This window comes from Bradyrhizobium sp. LB8.2, assembly GCF_040548035.1.
Lineage (GTDB): Bacteria > Pseudomonadota > Alphaproteobacteria > Rhizobiales > Xanthobacteraceae > Bradyrhizobium.
Genome location: NZ_JBEPQV010000004.1, coordinates 102,370 through 122,029, shown reverse-complemented (window position 1 = coordinate 122,029; position 19,660 = coordinate 102,370). Strand labels below are relative to the sequence as shown.

Annotated in this window: 17 protein-coding genes; 6 read left to right on the top strand and 11 right to left on the bottom strand. The window is 56.9% G+C overall.

What is annotated here, in order from left to right:
* Positions 1–3: 3 nt before the first annotated feature.
* Positions 4–1,062: a dTDP-glucose 4,6-dehydratase gene (gene rfbB, locus ABIB06_RS06970; protein WP_354045605.1), complete on the bottom strand. Its 1,059-nt coding sequence runs from the start codon at positions 1,060–1,062 to the stop codon at positions 4–6.
* A gap of 30 nt (positions 1,063–1,092) precedes the next feature.
* Positions 1,093–1,650 (bottom strand): dTDP-4-dehydrorhamnose 3,5-epimerase, encoded by a 558-nt coding sequence (gene rfbC / locus ABIB06_RS06965; RefSeq protein ID WP_354045423.1) that lies wholly within the window; start codon positions 1,648–1,650, stop codon positions 1,093–1,095.
* Positions 1,651–2,000: 350 nt separating this feature from the next.
* Between rfbC and ABIB06_RS06960 the strand changes: the two genes are divergently transcribed.
* The 3 genes from ABIB06_RS06960 (at position 2,001) to ABIB06_RS06950 (ending at position 7,997) form a co-directional block, all read left to right on the top strand.
* On the top strand, positions 2,001–4,337 hold the full coding sequence (locus ABIB06_RS06960) for an AAA family ATPase (protein WP_354045607.1): 2,337 nt from the start codon (positions 2,001–2,003) through the stop codon (positions 4,335–4,337).
* 48 nt (positions 4,338–4,385) lie between these two features.
* The gene (locus ABIB06_RS06955) at positions 4,386–6,419 is read left to right on the top strand and encodes a hypothetical protein (protein ID WP_354045425.1); all 2,034 of its coding nucleotides are present in this window, start codon (positions 4,386–4,388) and stop codon (positions 6,417–6,419) included.
* A gap of 108 nt (positions 6,420–6,527) precedes the next feature.
* On the top strand, positions 6,528–7,997 hold the full coding sequence (locus ABIB06_RS06950; protein WP_354068651.1) for an exopolysaccharide biosynthesis polyprenyl glycosylphosphotransferase: 1,470 nt from the start codon (positions 6,528–6,530) through the stop codon (positions 7,995–7,997).
* Positions 7,998–8,054: 57 nt separating this feature from the next.
* Here ABIB06_RS06950 and ABIB06_RS06945 read toward each other — a convergent pair whose 3' ends face one another.
* Positions 8,055–8,423: an H-NS histone family protein gene (locus ABIB06_RS06945; protein ID WP_354045427.1), complete on the bottom strand. Its 369-nt coding sequence runs from the start codon at positions 8,421–8,423 to the stop codon at positions 8,055–8,057.
* Positions 8,424–9,147: 724 nt separating this feature from the next.
* On the opposite strand from ABIB06_RS06945, the gene ABIB06_RS06940 reads away from it, so the two are divergent.
* On the top strand, positions 9,148–9,528 hold the full coding sequence (locus ABIB06_RS06940; protein ID WP_247341570.1) for an H-NS histone family protein: 381 nt from the start codon (positions 9,148–9,150) through the stop codon (positions 9,526–9,528).
* A gap of 55 nt (positions 9,529–9,583) precedes the next feature.
* Here the strand turns inward: ABIB06_RS06940 and ABIB06_RS06935 are convergent, their stop codons facing one another.
* From ABIB06_RS06935 to ABIB06_RS06900, 7 genes are all read right to left on the bottom strand, one after another.
* Positions 9,584–10,660: a nucleotidyltransferase family protein gene (locus ABIB06_RS06935; protein WP_354045430.1), complete on the bottom strand. Its 1,077-nt coding sequence runs from the start codon at positions 10,658–10,660 to the stop codon at positions 9,584–9,586.
* Positions 10,647–11,777 carry a serine/threonine protein kinase gene (locus ABIB06_RS06930; protein ID WP_354045432.1) on the bottom strand — a complete coding sequence of 377 codons (1,131 nt, stop codon included), beginning with the start codon at positions 11,775–11,777 and terminating at the stop codon, positions 10,647–10,649. The genes ABIB06_RS06935 and ABIB06_RS06930 overlap by 14 nt, the downstream gene beginning before the upstream one ends.
* A gap of 157 nt (positions 11,778–11,934) precedes the next feature.
* A complete protein-coding gene (locus ABIB06_RS06925) occupies positions 11,935–12,180 on the bottom strand; it encodes a hypothetical protein (protein ID WP_354045434.1) in 246 nt (81 codons plus the stop codon).
* A 2,535-nt stretch (positions 12,181–14,715) separates the two neighbouring features.
* The gene (locus tag ABIB06_RS06915; RefSeq protein ID WP_354125573.1) at positions 14,716–14,910 is read right to left on the bottom strand and encodes a hypothetical protein; all 195 of its coding nucleotides are present in this window, start codon (positions 14,908–14,910) and stop codon (positions 14,716–14,718) included.
* A 566-nt stretch (positions 14,911–15,476) separates the two neighbouring features.
* Complete coding sequence (locus tag ABIB06_RS06910) at positions 15,477–15,965, bottom strand: arsenate-mycothiol transferase ArsC (RefSeq protein ID WP_354045440.1); 489 nt, start codon at positions 15,963–15,965, stop codon at positions 15,477–15,479.
* A 156-nt stretch (positions 15,966–16,121) separates the two neighbouring features.
* Positions 16,122–16,550, bottom strand: a complete 429-nt coding sequence (locus ABIB06_RS06905) for a hypothetical protein (RefSeq protein WP_354068648.1) — start codon at positions 16,548–16,550, stop codon at positions 16,122–16,124.
* Between the two features lie 1,327 nt (positions 16,551–17,877).
* The gene (locus tag ABIB06_RS06900) at positions 17,878–18,087 is read right to left on the bottom strand and encodes a hypothetical protein (protein ID WP_354045443.1); all 210 of its coding nucleotides are present in this window, start codon (positions 18,085–18,087) and stop codon (positions 17,878–17,880) included.
* Here ABIB06_RS06900 and ABIB06_RS06895 point away from each other — a divergent pair.
* Both ABIB06_RS06895 and ABIB06_RS06890 read left to right on the top strand, forming a co-directional pair.
* The gene (locus ABIB06_RS06895) at positions 18,086–18,445 is read left to right on the top strand and encodes a zinc ribbon domain-containing protein (protein WP_354045445.1); all 360 of its coding nucleotides are present in this window, start codon (positions 18,086–18,088) and stop codon (positions 18,443–18,445) included. The two genes, ABIB06_RS06900 and ABIB06_RS06895, sit on opposite strands and share 2 nt — an antisense overlap.
* A 369-nt stretch (positions 18,446–18,814) precedes the next feature.
* Positions 18,815–19,237: an ATP-dependent DNA ligase gene (locus ABIB06_RS06890; RefSeq protein WP_354045447.1), complete on the top strand. Its 423-nt coding sequence runs from the start codon at positions 18,815–18,817 to the stop codon at positions 19,235–19,237.
* Between the two features lie 89 nt (positions 19,238–19,326).
* On the opposite strand, the gene ABIB06_RS06885 is transcribed toward ABIB06_RS06890, so the two are convergent.
* The gene (locus ABIB06_RS06885) at positions 19,327–19,641 is read right to left on the bottom strand and encodes a hypothetical protein (protein ID WP_354068646.1); all 315 of its coding nucleotides are present in this window, start codon (positions 19,639–19,641) and stop codon (positions 19,327–19,329) included.
* Positions 19,642–19,660 lie beyond the last annotated feature (19 nt).

Genomic DNA, 19,660 nt, shown 5'->3' with positions numbered 1-19,660 from the left:
ACCTCAGTGTTGGGCGGCCAGGAGACCAAGACGCGAGCCGTCATAGACACCGCAGCGAGCACGCTCCCACCATCCACGATTTTTGAGATACCATCCGACGGTTTCGGCCAAACCCTGTTCGAATGTTCTCGTCGGCTCCCAGCCAAGTTCGCGATGTGCCTTCGACGCGTCGATTGCATAGCGCGCATCATGTCCCGGACGATCCGGCACGAACGTAATGAAAGAACGCCTTGCTTCCGCGCCCGGAGATAATCGATCCACAACGTCACAAACTTGGGTGACGACCTCCAAGTTGGATCGCTGGGCATCTCCGCCGAAATTGTACTTTTCGCCCGGCCTTCCTTCGCACAGCAGTCTTATCAAACCGGCGGCATGATCATCGACGTGAAGCCAGTCGCGAATATTTCTGCCGTCGCCATAGACCGGCAGAGGCTTCCGGTCGATCGCATTGAGGATCGTCAGCGGGATGAGCTTTTCCGGGAACTGATACGGCCCGTAGTTGTTCGAGCAATTCGATACGATGACCGGCAGACCGTAGGTTCGAAACCACGCGAGCGCGAGGTGGTCCGAGGCCGCCTTGCTGGCCGAATACGGCGAACTCGGCCTGTAGGGCGTATCCTCGCGAAACAAGTCCTCCGGCCCCAATGACCCGTAGACTTCGTCTGTCGATACGTGGATGAAGCGGAACTGTTTCCGCCGCGGAAGCGGCAGACGTTCGTAGTAGGTCCTGGCCGCCTCCAACAGCGTGTAGGTACCAACTATATTGGTGTTGACGAAGGCGCCGGGTCCATTGATCGAACGATCGACGTGGCTTTCGGCGGCCAGATGTATGATCGCATCCGGCTCGTAGTCGGCGAACGCGAGATCCATAACTTCGCGATCGCAGATATCGGACTGCAGGAACGCATAAGACTCCAGTTCCTCGATGCTCGCTAGCGAAGCCAGATTGGCTGCGTATGTCAACTTGTCGATGTTGATCACTGCGGCGCCGGTCTGCTGCACCAAACGGCGACACACCGCAGAACCGATAAATCCCGCTCCGCCGGTCACCAAGATACGCATTCCGCTCATTTCCACTTCCACTCATCTCCACTATTCGAAAACGCAAGCAAGCTGGTCGAGCGCAGGAAGGATCTGGTCTCTTGGCGAGACCTGAGCCTCTGAGGTTGTCACGGGCCACTCGATACCCAATGCTGGATCAGCCCAATAGATGCCGCCGTCATGGCTTGGGGCGTAGATCTGGTCGACCTTGTACAAGACGACGGTCTTGGGCTGCAGCGTACAGAAACCATGCGCGAACCCCTTCGGAATAAACACCTGCTCACCGCTTTCACTATCCAACTGGATGGCGATGTGCTTACCAAAGCTTGGCGATGAACGCCGGAGATCAACAGCAATATCGAGAATAGCCCCGTTCAACACCCGTATGAGCTTCGCCTGGGTGAAGGGCGGTCGCTGGAAATGCAAGCCGCGCACCGTGCCGATCCGATCCGAGCTGGACTGATTATCCTGAACGAAGTCATCAAGGATTCCCTTCTCAGCAAAAGTCGATCGCTGAAAGGTCTCACAGAAGTAGCCGCGCGCATCGGAAAACCGACCTGTTCGAATGACTTTGACATCAGGGATCGCCAAGGATCGCAGTTCCAGCATTAGGCACCCTCCCGCCGGTCCTCAATTTCCCCGTCGGGGTTCGTTGCGACGGACCATAGATATCCGACGGAGATTTAATTATGCGCCCTGCCGATCCGTCCCGAAACGCTAACATTATTCTCGTTGCAAATACGGACCAGACCGTAAACCCATAGAGAATCCTATATTTTTCTAACGCTTGGTCGAAACTGACAGACCCATCGTCATTTGCAGTTTCATTTCCATTAATATATTATTTATTTAATTTGGCAAGTAGATTTTTATATGCATATAATCCCCATCGCCCGCGCGCCCAAACATTGGTCTGCGGGCGAGCGGCCCAACGTGACCCACCGTCGGACAGGTACGTGATGCTCCAGAACAATCTTCGACACACGGATAGCGTACGGCTGCCCGTGACCGGGCTGCCCCAACCCGTTCAGGCGGACAGCGGAGGAATCAGCGACGTCATTAATCTCGGCATCGGCCTTCTACGACGCCAATATCTCATGATTCTTGTCACTGCCGGGCTCGTAACTGCAGCCAGCCTGCTCTATCTCCGGTTGGCGTCTCCAACCTATACCGCGCAGGTTCAGATCCTGTTGGCCAATCCAAGGGCCCAATTTGTCCAGCAGCAGTCACTCCTTGCCGAGCCGGCTTTCGATCTCAGTCAAATCGAGACCCAGCTTCAGCTCCTGAGATCAAAGGCCACTGCGGTCGCCGTCATCGACCAGTTGAAACTGTCGGACGATCCGGACTTTAGTGCGTCAGGGCTATCTCTACAGTCGCTCTGGCAGCGAATTCGGTCATGGGCGTCGATTGGATCGAAGAAGAATGCGCCATCCGATTCCCATGGCGAACCATCGGACACTATCGTAGACGCATTTCTCAATCGGCTTTCCGCGGGGCGTGTCGGGTACAGCAACGTCATTGAGATCAATTTCAATTCGAGCAACGCAGCCCGAGCCGCGGAGATCGTCAACGCGGTAGCCAATACCTATGTTGCGGACCAGCTCAATGCAAAATTCGATGCTAATCGCAGGGCAACAAGCTGGCTGCAGGACAGGCTGCGCGATCTGGGTGACCAAGCCCTCGCTGCACAACGTGCCGTCGACGTCTACAAGGCCCAGAACAATATCGTCTCTTCGGACGGAAAGACCATCGACGAGCAGCAGATCACAGAAATCAACAATCGATTGGCTGCCGCACGCGCCCAGACCTCTGAGGCCACGGCCAAGTTGGCTCGCTATGAAGCTCTTCTTGCCTCCGATCTGACAAAGCCGTCCTCGATGGGCAATCTGGATGCTATCGGCGCCGATGCGACAAACAGCCAGATCATTACGGGGCTGCGCCAGCAGTATCTGGAACTCCTGAGACGTGAGGCCGAGTTGACGGCCAGGGTGGGTCGCGACCACTTAGCAGTCGTCAATGTTCGGAACCGCGCGCGGGAGTTTCGCGTCTCCATTCTCGACGAAGTCAGGAGACTTGCCGAAGTCAGCCGAAGCGAATTCGAATTCGCCAAACAGCGCCAGCAAGAAATCGAAAAGCAACTGTCCAAAGCCGTCTCGCAGTCCCGTTCAGTCAATTCTGCCGAGCTGACCAACAAGGATTTGGAAAGCCGGGCAAAGGGCTTGCGTAGCTTGTACGAGACTTTCCTCCAGCGTTACATGGGCTCCGCACAGCAGGAGACATTCCCCATCTCGGAAACGCGCGTACTTTTTCCCGCTTCGCCGCCGCCGAGCAAGAGCAAGCCAAAGACAACGTTGGTGCTGGCGCTCGGCATCGTCGGCGGCCTCGCGCTAGGCATCGGCTTGGCGCTGCTCAGAGACATCATGGACCGCGTCTTTCGTACCTCTTCACAAGTGGAAACTGTGTTGGAATTGCCTTGCCTATCCTTGGTCCCACTGTTGCCGGCCCGCAAATCCGCGAAGCTACCAGTTCGCTCCCAGCCAAACGATGATGATGTTCAACAACGGATAGTTCCGTCTCCAACGGCAATTCATCGGACCGTGGTCGGGATGCCGCTATCTCGATATACCGAGGCAATTCGTTCTATCAAGCTGGCCATCGACCACAATCCGGCGAAAATCTCCTCTCAGGTCATCGGCATTACCTCCGCCCTACCGAATGAGGGGAAGACTACGATTGCAGCCTCGCTCGCGCAATTGATCGGGCACACTGGCAAGAAAGCTATCATCGTCGATTGCGACCTCAGGAATCCCTCACTTTCTGCGATCTTTGCGCCCAAGGCTGCCAACGGAATCATCGAAGTTGCGAACGGCAGCCGATCCCTGGTGGACACAATTTGGCGAGATCCCACGACCAACCTTGCATTTCTACCCGCCGTGCGGCGGGGACCCCTGCTTCACACCAGCGAAATTCTGTGCGCCGACGCGATAAGCAAGCTGTTCGACCGTTTGCGAGCTGACTATGACTACGTCATCGTCGATCTTCCTCCCCTGACCCCGTTGGTTGATGTCCGAGCTACTTCATCTCTAATTGACTGCTACATTCTCGTCGTTGAATGGGGCCGGACCAAAATCGATGTCGTGCAGCACGCTCTGCACACCGCACCCAATATTCACGAATCGCTGATAGGGGCAGTTCTCAGCAAGACGGATACCAAGGCAATGGCTCGATATGACGGTCATCGGAGCTACTACTATCACGACAGCCACTACATCCGTTACGGCCTTTCTGGCTCTTGAGGCTGTCTCGTAGCGGCCTCCCCGTTCTCCGGTCCGCGGATCAGCGGAGTGGCCGCACCACAAGATGGTGTTTACATGATTATCCGACTTGTCATGTTAGCCGAGTTGGTGGCGATTACCGCGGCGCTCGCAATGCCGGAAAGTCTGCATAGCTTGGGATTGGCATCGTTCATACTTGCAACAGCCGCGCTAGTTGTAGCGATCTTTCCGTCATCCGTCTCCCTCGGGCTCGTCAAGCTGCTCCGGCCGAGTCTCGTCGTTGTGCTCGCGGCTCCGGCCCTCTGGATGGCGTTACAGGCGGTGCCGATGCCCATGGACGCGCTCGGCAATCCCATCTGGGCAACTGCTTCGGCGGCCTTAAACGAGCCCCTCGCCGAAATAATCACAGTCGATGTGGGGGCGACTATGCGCTCGCTCGCGCAGTATTGCGCTGTGCTCGCCGCGGCCCTCGTCACTGCGGTCATCACGCTTGACCGATATCGCGCAGCGCAAGTCCTGCATATTCTGCTGTCGGTAGCCACGATTGCCACGGCCATGTGTTTCGGCAAGGAAACAACTGGTATTACCGGGCCCAATGGCTCAACCGTCGCAGTGCTCGGCGTCTTGCTCTCCTGCGCGACGGCAATACGCGCGTCCGATCAAATAGCGCGGCACAGTCGGCCAGGAACAATTGCGCCAGCTCCGCTCCTTTCTATGTCCGCCGCGACCATCGCACTGATTGTCTGCTTGGCCGCGCTGCTCATTCGGACCAACTCCAGCGCCGTCGTCGCCGCCCTTCTCGGATCAGGAATCTTGCTTTCAGTGTTCGCTATTCGCAGGTGGTGCTTGGGCTTGTGGGGTACGGCTGGCGTTTTCGCAACCGCCGCAATATTCTTTATTGCCAGCATAACGGTTATTCCGTTCAGGACGAACACCGATGTGACGATCGCCTTGTCAACGAGCAATCAGATCGCGACAGAACGGATGCTACAGGACGTCAGGCCGGCGGGATCCGGTGCCGGCGCTTCGACGGTCCTTTTGCCGCTTTATCGGGACATTGGAATCGGCGCCCCGCGAGAAAGGCCAACGGCTGCCGCCGCAATGGTTATAGACATGGGCCGGGCGTTCCTTTGCGGCCTTGTAGTTATAGCGATGCTCGGCGGTTGTATTCTGATCAGGCGTTCTCTGTCACGAGCTTACGACTACGTATACCCAGCCTTGGGCGCCGGCGCTTCGATTGCACTGACGATACTGGCCTTTGCCGACCATGGAATTCTGGATTTGGGCGCATCGCTTTTGGTCGCCGCGCTTTTTGGGCTGGCGTTCGGTCAAAGCGTCCCCGGTGCGGGCCGTGAGGCCATATCCTTGGAATCGAAAGAGGCTTCGGACTGGATGGCCGGTCCAGTTCCGGCGTCTCGTCCAAGGCTCGCGCCAGTGTTTGTCACCCTTTGGCCGCGCGTTGCCCTGGCGGTGCTTGGAATAGCGCTGATCATACAGACGATATGGATGGTCCTCCCTGAGTGGTATCTCGGAGGGCAGCCTTCTTTGTCGGCAGCTGTTTCGGCCCCAGCAGCATGGCCAAACGAGATCTCGAAACCAATTTCGGTTGCGGCGGCGCGTGAAGAGTTTTGGATCCGAGGGGAATCACCATCCCGTGGAGATCCGGCTCTCGCCGCGGACGAGCAAAAAACGGAACTTCCGGCAGCGTCGAATGCGTTTGCCCGCGCTCTGCACTCGTCGCCCCTCCGCGGCGACTTTTGGCTCATGCTCGCGGCGGCGTCGAAACAGAATTCGATCCAGACGGCAGCCATGCTCAAGATGTCGTACTACACTGCGCCGAACGATCTGGATCTGCTTCCGCTAAGACTATCCGTCGCGCTCGCTACAGATGCTGTGGTACGGGACCTTGAATTTCGGGATTTGATCAAGCGGGACGTCAGCCTCGTCGTTACGCGCCGACCTGCTATCAGACCAGCTCTTGTGGCCGCGTACCGGTCAGCCTCGGCCGAGGGGAAGATCTATCTCGAGAACCTAATTTCGGAGCTCGATCCGACCTACCTCGACAACATGCGCGCGCGGAATTCCCGACAGGGATCTCGATAGGATCTTCTGAGCAGTGCGACATATTTAAATGGCTGAAACGGGATTTTTCCCTTGATAAATCAGATTAACTAATAATATATTAAATATTAACTCGCGAGTGTCCCGGCAATGAATTTCGTGAACCGACATTTCCCCGATCGGGAGGTTACGGATCGTGTCAGTCCCGGGCCGAGAGTATCCCGCCAGCACAAATGGCCTCTTCGTTACGATTCGATCGAATACGTGGCGCTCTGTGCCGATATTGCGACCATTGTTTTTGCGAGCGTCGTTTCGACGTGGCTGTGCCAAGCTCGGAATGGGTGGGCTGCAGGCGACTTAAGCGACGCACTTGGCTTGGCGCTAGTCACCGCAGCATGTCTCGTTTGCCTCTTGAAGACCCACGGCCTTTATCGGCCAGCTGAGCTTCTCGTCCTCCGAAGTCAGATGCGCGCCGTCTGGATGGCATGGGCGTCATCGTTGCTCTTGATATGGGCCGGGTACGGCCTTGCAATTGGTCCGGGCTTTTCTCAGCAAGCAGGCCCACTTTTCGCTATCCTGGGCCTAGGCTTGCTTATGGCCGAGCGGTGGGGAGCGAGAGCGCTTCTTGGAAGGGGCCTGAGCGGCAGAAAATTCGTCACCACAAACATTGCTCTGGTCAGCGACCAGCCGCCATCGAAAAACGCCGGACTGTCTGAAACGCTGGCGATGCATGGTTATTGTGTCCGAGGCCGGTTCAGCTTGCCCCCAGTCGGCTTCGGTCCTGCCTGTCGAAGGCGGCTCACTGCTCGCGTGATTGAGCACATTCGCAGTTCCGAGCTCGACCAGGTGGTGGTGGAAGCGAACCCGGAACGATGGCCCGAACTTCGGGCCTTCGTTGCCGACTTGCGGGTCTTGCCGCTACCGGTCGTGTTCGTGCCGGTCGGTACGACATCCGAACTGCTTCGACATCCTAAGCGAAGTCTTGGAAGTGCCGTTTGTGTTGAACTCCAGCGTGGTCCTCTTACGCCGCTGGACTGTGCGACCAAGCGAATGATTGATCTTTTCGGCGCGGGGCTCGCCTTGACGATATTTGCCCCGCTGCTTGTGCTGGCCGCACTTGCGATCAAGCTGGATTCGCCCGGCCCCATATTCTTTCGGCAAAAGCGCTGCGGCTTTAACGGCCGGACCTTCTTGATCCGCAAATTTCGGACGATGCATGTGCTCGAGGACGGGCCTGTGATCCTTCAGGCCAACCGCGCCGATCGACGCGTTACCCGCGTCGGCAAATGGCTGCGCCGGACAAGCTTCGACGAACTGCCACAGCTGCTGAATGTACTCGACGGCAGCATGTCACTGGTGGGCCCCCGTCCTCATGCCTTGGCTCACGACGGAGAATTTGACAAGCTGGTGCGTAACTATGCCCTTCGCCGCAGGGTCAGGCCGGGATTGACCGGGTGGGCTCAAGTCCACGGCTGCCGCGGCCCGACTCCCACAGCGGTCATGGTCGAAACACGTGTGCAATATGATCTCTGGTACATCGACAACTGGAGCCCTCGGTTGGATCTCGCAATCTTGCTGCGAACCCCCGTGGAGGTGCTGCGTGGCCGCAATGCCTACTAGGCGCACAGATTTATGTGGCTGCGCCGGCTAGCTTGCCGCCGATCATTGCCGATCCGGTCAGCCCCGCTGACGAAGCTTAGGACCCGCTTCGCCTATGCGAAAGTCCTCGACCCTTCGACCAGACTTCACTGCTGCAACCAACCACCGCGGCCGCTTGCCGCGCCCTGACCAGGTCTCGGACGTCTGTGGATTCCGAAACTTCGGCAGAACTCGCGGATATTTACGCCTCTGCTTGCCGGTCGGAGACGCGCCTGCGCCGCGGGAGTCCGCTAAAACGGCCATCCCGCCCCCGAGAACTGCTAAGCGCTTCTCCAGTTCGTGCTTCTCCGCTTTGATCCGCTCAGACAACATCCCGCTAATTTCCTCATGAAGCGACCAGAGATCGTCAAGAGACATGGATTCTAGTTCGAGTTTCTTAGCCGACATGGGCTCACCTTTTAGTTGCGATCATCTAATATTGGCCCGATTGACATTAATCAAGACAAAGAGCCAAATTATCCCCGCAAAATACGCGGAACCGACTGGAACCTTCGTTCCAGATAGCTGCGTCTCGGTTATTAATCAAGTCTGGAAGATGAGTGATCCGCAGAATTTAACCGCGGAGAAGTAATTTCACGCGCCCAGCGCAGGGCCGCGGAACACATCAAACGTCAAACCGGGACCTGGGGATGAGATCAAGCCGGCCGCGTGAACAACTTTCCGCGCCGCAGCCTCAAGAAGGACGCTTGACGCGCGGAGGCGCCCTTCCTTCGTCTGGGCATCCTTATTACCGTACGGTCGTCCCATACCCGCAGACGGCAGCGAATAACTTCGATATCCCGCAGTGCACGCTGCCTGAGCTCGATTTGGGCCATCAGAGCCTGGATGTCCGAAAATGAAGCTGAGGGAACAATAAATCGGCTGACTGAATCTTGAAGACGTTCAAGAGGAAGTTCGATCAAGACTACTCCTCCATCCGCAATTTCTTTGCTTGTCGAAAGCATTAATAAATAATCGTCGCAATAATTATTAAATCATATATAATAATTTTATTGTCAGGTCAATTCCGGTGCTGACTTCGTCAATCGTTCATTCGCGGCTCGGGTCACGATACTCGAATGTAGAAGATGATAGATGGACAACCAGTCAGTCGAACGGTGACGAGAATGCTATGCGCAAGCAGGATCTCGAAGCTATGGATTTTGAGGAACTTTGGCTTCTCCACGAGGAGCTGACCAAGATTCTTGCTGAAAAGATAACCGCCGAGAAGCGGGAACTGGAAAAACGTCTTGCGCAACTCAACCAACCCGAGCAATTGGGCCAAGCTGGAAGCGGGGCGGCGGAGACGAGCCAACCCCCGCGCCGCAAATATCCCAAGGTCGTGCCCAAATACTACAACCCGCTGCAGCCGACAGAGACTTGGTCAGGACGTGGCAAACAGCCTCGCTGGCTGGTAGCCGCCCTCCAATCAGGCCACACGCTGGAGGAGTTCAGAGTCCGCGAGACCGGCGAATCGTCAGATCGTAACGCTCATGATCGAGAGCACTCCTGACCCGGCTTGCGATCGCACAATTTTACCGCTGATCTGTCAGACGTCGCTGTCGACCCTAGACTTTTCCCGCACGAGCCACGGTAGCCGCCTTCCACAGAAACTGTAAGGTGTCCGCTCTCGGCATCGACCACAATCCACGGCGCGCGCTGGTTTGCGCGTGATCAACGGTCGCCTCCCGCCGGTAGTTCCTGAGGTCCAGGACCGTCATTGCCAGGAGGGGCAGACGTGAGGCCGGAAAGCGCGCTTGCATCAATTGACGAATAAGCTGTAGGCGCGGAATTAGTCGGGAGCGCAGCGCGTGCGGAATCTCGACTCCAAGCAGCGCAGCGAGAGCGACCAGCTGAGTTTCGACCGCATTCCTCGTCAACTCGCCGGAGACATGAGAGGCAAGCTCATTCCAGTCGAGCCCCCCAGTGGAGCTGTTCAGATCACGCAATTCAACCAAATGCCGCAGATCCATGTCGCCAAGCCAATAACCATAGTCTTGAAATTGATCATGGATGATCAACATGAGCGCTCGGTACGTGGGCGTCGGAATTCGCACGCTCCCCCGCCCTAGCGGCGCAGAAACGCAATGGTTCAGAGCATGTCCGGCGCTACGATAGGCGTACGCGGGGCCTGGGACGGCCCGCTGAAGATCGATAGCGCCGGCATCTGTCGACCGAATCAGCTCTACAAACCATCTCCGGCTTTCGGGACGAGCCTGATCATGAATTTGATAGCCAATTGCTCGAAGTGCAGCGACCGCTCTTTCAACTTCGTCCGGTATAACCATGAGATCGAGGTCGGACATCAGCCGAACTCCGCGCCGCTCGTCAGCCGCGGTGGCTAGCGTCGCCGCCCCCTTGAGCAGCACTGGCGTAACTCCCCGGTTATTCATCGCAACGACGGCTTCTTCCAATTGACCCGCCAACCGGTCGTTGCGCAGTACGTTTCGGTGATAGATCTGTCGGATATACGCGCAGACGTCGTCCGGCAACACCGATGCAAATTGATCGACGAAGTCAATAAGCGCGGGCGTCGTCAACGTCTGGTTTGCGAGGCCGATTACGGACGTCCACTCCACATCGGCAGGCGGCAAACCTCGAAGGCAATTACAGAGGCTCGTCAGTGCCGCACTATGCTTTGCCATTGCACAAGTCCATCAGCAGCGCCCGGGCCTCTCCCGACTGGGAATAGGTAAGCTGAAACGATCGCGCGCCGGCGACAATCCGCTTCAAAGCAAAAAACCCGGCCTGCGACAGCCTTCCGTCGGCGGCAAATGCGCCGTCAATGAGCCGCTTCATCGAATCCAGTTGATCCAGCGATACCAGCTCGGCCGTGCCGCTCGCAACCCGGTTCAAAAAAATGATCCAACTCGCAGAAAGGCTTCCAATGTGCGTGTTCCGAATTGGCAAGTATCGCACCTGAGCGCCGTCGGCCCTGCAATGCGTAACGCCGTCCCAACTGCTATGCAACAGCGACAACAACTCCCATGACCCTTCCTTGAGAGTGAGAGCAAATGGAAATCCACAGACCGCGCCATCATCACCAATCAGCGCAACATCGTCACCGGCATACTGAAATCCTGCGTCCACCAATTGCAGTGTAAGCGTCGACTTGCCGGCTCCCGGCTGGCCGCACAACAGCAAGCCAGTCCCGCAATTCGCAAGAGACGCGGCATGGAGGGCGAAGCCCCATCGATCGCTTCGAATAAGCCGCTCGGTCAAGTACGCTTTGACTGTAGGTGCAAGTGCTTCGATTTCACATCTGTGGACGCCCCCGTCAATTCCTCGGAAGAACACTCGATCGTCCAGCAGCATCGCCTCGATTGCGATATCGTTTTCGCCATCCTCGTTGTCCAGGATGCAAAATAGTGAAACCAACCGCTGCAAGAGCTCCCGATTGTCAGCCCGGACACTGATACGATGCCGCCCTAAAATAGCTGAGAAGGCACAACTGGTCGAGATTTGCCAATCGACGTCGAGCAGCCCTTGATCTGTCCAAGCGTCTATAGCCTGCCACGTGAACCGGCGCGCAGCGTGCTCAACAATGTCCAGCTCTCCGAGCTCCCGATAAACGGTTGCCAAAGAAGCGCCTTCTGCCAACTTGCACCAGATAAATGCACCCAGCTGGTCCAGCTGATAGATGTTCTGCCTTGTCTCACTAAATAGCACCGGTCGGCCATCCAGCAGTGCGAAGACTGCATCCACAGCTGGCCTCAAGACAACTTTTTCTGATGATTTTTCGAGCACGGCTCCAGCCAACATGAACAGTATTCAATCTCTTCACCGTGCCGAGCCAGCCGCGACGAAATCTGCGATGCACTATTCCACAGCCTTCGATGGAACGAACAGCCGCCTCAGATCCAAGCCCAGCATCTAGCGTGGGCACACATCACTTCAAAAATGGCCAGACACCGGCGGGTCAAGCAGCCAACTGATTGCCCTCGCCTGTCCTGGTTCGAGAATTGTTCACCACATCTTCTGTACAATCGCTGTGCAGCACAGCTAAGCGGTGAGCGTCCAGCAGATACCGGTAGGCTTCACGATCAGCACTGCGCTCTTTTAAAATTCGTTCTCTCTCACTGATGATTGTTAATTGGTCGCGCATTTTGGCGAACTGCAGCGTAGCGGAGCCGATGTTGCGCTTGTTATGATTTGATTCCCACATGGTTCCCTCCCAGCACAGCACAACTTACAAAGTTAGCTTACGTCATGCGGCAGAATTGACAATCAATATTCGCGGCGTCAAATATAATAAAAATGCGCCGCATGATTGAACCTGCACCATCCCCCTTGATACCAAGGGGCGCGCTCGTAGAAGGCGCTCAGAGACCCGCCGACGATTAGCCGGCTCATCAACGGCAGATATCCATCGAGCCTTATTCCGATTTCCAGAACGCATACGCTCGATTCATTCGGGCAGATGCAATTTAATTTGCAAATTGATTTTTTCGAAGCGAACATATGACGAAGTGAAGAACGGGGAGTGAAGCTGTCGAGAAGCGCCGTCACCGGCATCTCTCATGGCGCCAAGCAAACGCCCAGTGCCCGATGCCGCTAAGTAAACAGCACTCCCACTCAAGCCAGCCGGTTTCCGATCAGCAGCGAGCAATATCTAGGAAAGGCCTACATGGGTATGATTATGGTCAAGTGCCCCCAAACCGGTCACGTTATTCCCACCGGTATCATGTCCGATCGTGAGACATTTCTGCGAAGCGTCGTGTTTTTCGGCAATACTCATTGTCCAATTTGCCGCGCCAATCACAATTGGTTTGCTCGCGAGGCTTGGGTGGAAGAGCCGGTCACTCAGCTTGTCAAGATGTTCGGAAGGGCGCCGTCGTGCTGATGTCGAATATCGTCGGCGTATACGTCTGGCCGAATTAACGGTGGAATGCGGACCGGATGGATAGCCTTATTTGGCACCGCGCTTGCTGAGTTCTGTTGCGCTCCACCTTCCGACCCGTGGAAAGGAACTTGGCCGCGCCTGATAGAAGCGAAATGATGCGCTTCTCAACGGAGACTGTTGCTATGCCGCTTCGGCCAGATCCGCAGCGGCTATGTGCAGTTGAGAGATCGGGTCCTACCTCCTCTCAGCTGATCGCTATCATGGTCGTTTCGCCCTCACCGGGTAGAATCGCGCCTAGCTTCGAACTTCGCAGGCGACCGCGCTAAGCGGGGATGCGGATCTCGTTCATCGGCCCGATCGCCGATAACGGCTCCTGCAAAACATTAAACGACTGGTCGCCTGCAAATTGTCCGAGCGAGAGAAGCCGCAGCGAATCTCCGCTGCGGTTCTCGACAGGAGGCGTGCCGCCTGGATGTGGAGTCCTGATGGGACGCGCTGCACAATGCTGCTAGGCTGAACGAGGGTTCACGATGGTGTACCCCCTCAGGGAGTGCGCGTGGATCCTCGTTGCGTGCCCTCCCGAGTTTGCGTCATACGCCAACCAGATGTCACCGGCGATATGCCGCTCCAGGACAAAGACGTGTCCGCGTCGCGCTGCAGCCATTCCCGGGGCGGGCGAGGCGCGCGGAAAACGCAGCCAATTAGCCGCCAGGTTAAGTTCCGGCACTATGCGACCAAACACTCGTATTGCCGCACCACATCCACAGAACGATCGAGGGCAACCGGCTGGACGACCGCCGACGATCTCAGTCCCAGCCATGTCTGAGCTGACTGCGGACATCCTTAAGCTCCGAACAGCATCTGGTTTTAGACCCCGTGCTGATCTGCTAGATCTCTGCATGTGCACCAACGACGTTGAAAAATCGCAGGGCATAGTGACGTTGCATTCGGGTGGAGGAGGACGTAAAGGGCGCGCCTCCGAAGAAACGGAGATTGTTAAAGCGAAAATCGACGCAGTTACTAACTCGACTAAACATGCAGGTACTCCCGATTAATGGCCCTGCCCCAGCCAAGAGAACGCCTTGTATTTTGTCGAATTTAAGCTTGCCGTTTAAATTTTCTCACTTGAATAAATTAAATACTTGAACAAGATTTGGAGATCTATGCCGGCCTTATGTCTCTTTACGATGCATTGCGAGCAAGGTTGGAGCGCACGCGGACAGGCGGAGATTCTCACATTCTCCGATGTTGGATAGATCCCTGGGAGGCCCTTACCAGCCCCAGCTTACAGGTTCAGCGCTTGGTCGGAAAATGAGAGCCCAAGGGCCGGCACACGCAATCGCGGGCATGGGCGCTCGCCGGCTTTGAGGCCAGGGCATCCCTCCAGCAGCGCACGGTTGAGTGCCGTCGCCCTAACAGCTTCCGCTCGCTTTGCCGTCGTGAAACAATGTTCAACCGCATAAATTCCCGGGACATGGCCTCAATCGGGCCCGCACGTTTTGGCGGAGCGCCTGCTGCTTAGTCCTTCCTCCCGCCGGGGTGACATCTTACTGATAGATCCGTCTGAGTTTTCGAATGATCCACCGTGCTCGCCATCGGCGCAGCTTTATGGCCTAGGACGAAAATCGGAGGCAGCCTGGTCGGCAGCGAAAGGGACACTGCGTGCCACCTCCTCCGCGTTACTGTCGTGCACCCCACGCTAGCGAGACGTAAAGATGCACCGCAAGCAGAAAGACAGCCGCATATCCCGTGAAGAACAACATTTGGGGTACCGCGCGAAGAAACACTTCTTTGATATTGCCCATACGAGCCTCTCGGTGCTCCCTGTTCGGTGGCACGGGGCTAAAGGTTGCGCTCTTACGATCGAAGCTGCTTTTGCAGATCGTTACGCTCTTCAAGTAGTTCGTTCAGACGTTGAGCATTGCCAATTTGTGTTTCCTGCCACTCGATTCGATCCTCTGCAGTCCATAAGTAAGACTCTCGATTGAACCGATCTTTTTCAAATCCATCGACTTGAATGTACATCTCGATTTCACGCTCAACCTTGTCCAACTGCTCCTGGAGAGCCCTCCGTTGCCTCGGTGGCCACGTTTTAGCAATATCCGTCACCCGCCTGAACCTACATCCCAAGTGAGGAAGCTTGGCATCCGCATGCTCCGACGAGAATAGGAGTTCCGGATTGGGTTTATTGGACGACCTGTTGAGCGAAGCGATATGTGTGCTTGGTAATAAATGCATCGACATCTGAATAGCTCAATTTATGGGAGCGACATCTACAATATTATTCTACCCAAATATCTGAGGAATATACCTTAAGCTATAGCATTTCAATTCCATAGATAATCACAGACGTCGCCGGGCTCCCCGACGGCGCCTTGGCTGCCGTGTAGGGAATTGAGCCCGTTGCAACTTCTTATTTAAATACTCCAATGATTATTTTTATTAATTGAACAATGGACACACTGAATGCCATGAGGGCCAATCCAGGCTGCTTCGCTGTCGATGCGGACAGGGGCTGACGGCTCTGCCATGCCCTTTCGGCGAACGAATAGAACAACCATCTGCCTCACGCGGATGAAGGTGGCGCTATGACGGAGCGGGGATGTCCGCGCCTCCCGCTATTCTTTCCGCAGGCTTTCGGCATGCCCCTTCAGGACCGCCGGTTGTCGCGATATAGCGATCAAGTTCGTGACCATTTGCGTCAGGTGCGGCAGGGCATCGCTGGGCTGGGCGACATCGATATCGTCCACTTGCCAATATAGGACCCGGTCCGCCACAGCCGGAAAGTGGCGTTCGATCATCGATCGATGCTCAGCCTCTTTCAATCCTATGACGACATCTGCTTGACTGAAGTCAGCTAAACTGCACGCCTGCGGAAATTTATCAGCGCCCTTCGGGCGAATTCCTAGGGCTTGCAACCCCTCGAGTGCAAAGCCGGAGATGGGACCGGTGTTCTCAAGCGCCCCCCTCTCGGAAGAGCCTCTGGAGAATGCTCGCCAGGGCAATTCCTCTTGTTCAGCAAGGTGATTGAACAGTTCCTCCGCAAACCGGCTGCGGTAGTAGTTGCCCGTACAAAGGAAAAGAACCCATTTGCAGTTTTCAGTCATTCCGAGACGCCAGGAAATGGAAGTTCGATGGTGGCTGGAGGCGTGAGTTTATCTGGAATCGCGCCAATCTCCTCGACCCGACGATCACCAGCTTGTCTCCTGTAACATCGCTGGCCGAAAGCTTGGCGAAGGCGCCGCGAGCGCCATACCGCACCGTCAGCTATTCTGTCGAATGAAAAATGGCATCAGCTTCTCGAAGATTTGCGACCGAAAGCGATCAATCTCCCAGGTAAGCGCATCGCTAAACCCTGTGGCATACGCATGGATAGTGGCTCGGTCCGCAGTTACCTTGGTGGGCACTCCATTTACAACCACCAAACCAGTCAGAACCTTTCCATCCCATTCAACAGCGCGACTACAATCGACCGACATGGCAACTTCCAATATATCCAATATAAATGACAGGATGGTCTTATATCGCACCAAATCATGTAGATCCGCATGGGCACAATAGAAGGATAAAGAGGCGTGATCCCAAACTTGCGCCAAACTACTTGATTTTAATAACACGATTAAATCGAGGATTGAAATGGAATCTACGTAACTAACTGCCTCTTTTGATCGATTGACACTGCCGATGATCACCTATTCGACTCCCATTTTGCAATTAATTAACGCGATACGCGGAGGCTGGCTCTGGGTTTATCGGGCGACCAATGCAGGCAGGACGTGCGTTCTCCAAGCTCGCCGACCGGCTGGCGAACCTCGCTATCGTTACTGCCGACGATCTCCACCTGCTCGCCGTTGCGCCCGCAGCGTTAGGGAAAGGACTGCAACAGAGCCTGTCCGCCGAACTTCACGCAGAGAAGTCCTGTTGAAGTTGGACGAGGTTGCTAAAAGGGCCAATCGTCGACGCCGTTCTGGATGTCAGTTGGGAGGACCGCAGGAACAACGCCGCGGCGGTATTGATCGGCCTGATCGACGGTAGAGGCGCTCATCGACCGATTTCTTGCAACCACAAAGGGCGCGCGCGATCGAGAACGGCAATAGCCCATGGCACAAGCGCGATTAGCTCGAAAAGTCGCACGGCGGGCGACAAAATCGGTCGCACAAACGTGCCGCACGGCGGCCAAAGGAACGAACCGAGATCGGCCTAAGCGACTGATGCGGTTGTGGATTAGATGGTGGGCGCACCAGGGCTCGAACCCGGGACCCGCTGATTAAGAGTCTCATCTTCTACGAACGCAAACAGGTACTTAGCTGTAAAATGGTCGTTCAATGAGCCTATATAGATCAATAAGTTACACGCGGATTGTAAATCGCATGGGGAACCCCCAGCCCTGCGTCCGGAACGTAAGTAGCGATCGAAAAATCCAGCAAAAACAACCCAAGTTCCTGATCGACCACCCTTATCGCCGTTTATGCGCACGGTTTCGGTGCTCAATCGGTGGTCGAGTTCAGGTTAAATCGCGGTTGATCTCAGCAGCGCCTACGCTCTTCGTCATCACCTTCGAAAAAACAGCGTGACAGGCGGACGAAAGCACCCGCCAAGTGCTATTTCGATCAATCGATGATGCAGGTTGAGCCAAATGTCCGTTGGGAAATATACGGGGCGCTAGCGTGGGCCCGTCCGAAACACCTCAATCGGCCAGCGCGACGCTCGCGAAGGGTTTGCTTTGGCCAAAAGCTGATTGTCCGCCGCAATACGAGCCGCTGAGGCCCAACAACGACCTTCCAGTTGGATCTTTTTTCCGAATACTGGGGCTAGTCGCACCGGTTCGCGTCGCATCGTGACAAACGTTGGAGGGTTTCAGAAGACGGAGCAGAGACGGCGCCCAGAGTGCCGTTACCAGCGACGTCCCCAGGAACTCCGCTTTTTGGGAGAGTTGTGGGCTCGGGCTCCGGCTCATGGGCCGGCGCCGAGCCTGTGCCGTTGCAGGCGTCGCAGCGGATTCGAGGGCGGCCGGTTTCGTCATGCCTCGCCGGCGCCGGAGAAGGCAGAGACGGGCGGCGCGGTGCGCGGCAGCGGCCGTTCGATCATCCTCGACGCCACGGAAGGGCTGCTGGCCCTGGCATCGTACTGACCTGCCAGATCCAGCAGGCGCCGCCTGGTGAACGGATCTGCCTTCTCGGCCAGATCGCGGACGCGCCGCGCCTGCTGCCGATAGAACTCCCGATCCATGACGCACCCCAACAACGACATCGCCCTGCGCAACGTTCAGTACGCCAGCTTCGGCCGCGTCAAGAGCCAGGCTATGTCGTCCGGCGTGAGCGCGCCCCAAGCAACTTTCCGCGATCCACTTGAGCCCGCCGCCATCGCAGGATTAAGCTGCGGCGGCAGGGGAAATTCTAAAATGACGGCGCTCCACCCGATCCGGAAGGCGTGCCCGTCGTGCGGCAAGCCGATGGCCGCAGTGCCCGACGACGTCGCCGAAGGGCGGCAGCGCTACGTCTGCGCCAGTTGCGACGACGACCCGCTGCACGACCCAACAGCCCGCAGGTGGGCGGACGGCCCGTTGCGGGCTCCAGGCAAGGCGTAGGGGTGAGGCGGCGCCGACAGAATTCGCCCCCGGGCAACCAATGGATTGCCGGGGCCGAATTGCTCGCATTTTCGTGCGGCTGGTCGCCGATCGACCCGCAACGCCGGCTGTCGTTCCGGCGGACTCGCTCTCGAAGCCAACTCCCGTCTGCGGTCGCTAGTTATAAAACGGGACCCGGAGTGCCTAAGAGCCCGGGCGCCGCAACCGTAACAGCACCTGAGCGCGCTCATGCCGCTCGGTACGATTCTAACTTTAGGGCGAGGCTCCGATCTCGCCTTGACCCACCTCAAGTTCGCGTCTGACTGTTGGCCGCCTTCGGAAAATATCCAGTAGACTGCCCGCCGTTGTCCTCCGGACCCGGCCGGAACTTTGCGAGTTTGCGTAATTGGCGAAGCGTACCCAGACGCGGTTTCTCGCGCGAACGGTCGACGGCTCGAAGCCGTCGGCGATGCCAGGATTCATCCCGCCCAGCTCGCCACGCTGAGATCCAAGGCGCCCGCCGGCGACCACTGGCTCCACGAAATCAAGTACGACGGCTATCGGCTCCAGTTTCACCTGAACAAGGGCCGGGCGAGGGTCTACACCCGGACCGGATTGGATTGGACCAAGCGCTTCCCGTCGATCGCGGCCGCGTTCGATCTTCCCGTCGCGACTGCGATCTTCGACGGCGAAGTCGTCGTGGTGAAGGACGGCCGCACCAACTTTCCGAACTCCAGGCCGCGCTCGCCGCCGGCCGGCGATTGGCCTTGGCGCACTTGCTGCAGCGGAGCCGGCTTTCGAGCGCGGACATGATGACCGAGAACGGCTCTCCGCCTGCTTGCAGGATCGGACGGACGTCGACATCGATGTATTCGGTCATGTTGCTTCCTTTCGTCGGCTCATCAGTTTCTAGCGAACAGAAGATGGGGTGCGTGCGTGCCACCCGGGAGACGCAGCGGGCTCGCGACGTCGGCAAGCCGCCGCGTCCGGATCACTTCGCGGACGATTCCCGCGATGCCTAGGGTCATTACAGCCGCAAACGCGCGGAACGCGTGCGGTTCGCCGGCCAGCAGCATCAGCGTCCCGGACCACACGGCAGCGTAGTAGGTGACGAACCACTTCGAAGCCCTCCCCTCCGCGACGAGGTCTTGGATGCGGGGAGTAGGTACACGTCCCATGAGGAGGCCGTAGGTCTCGAGCCAGGTCAGGAATGCCACGATCTTGTAGAGCTTTGCG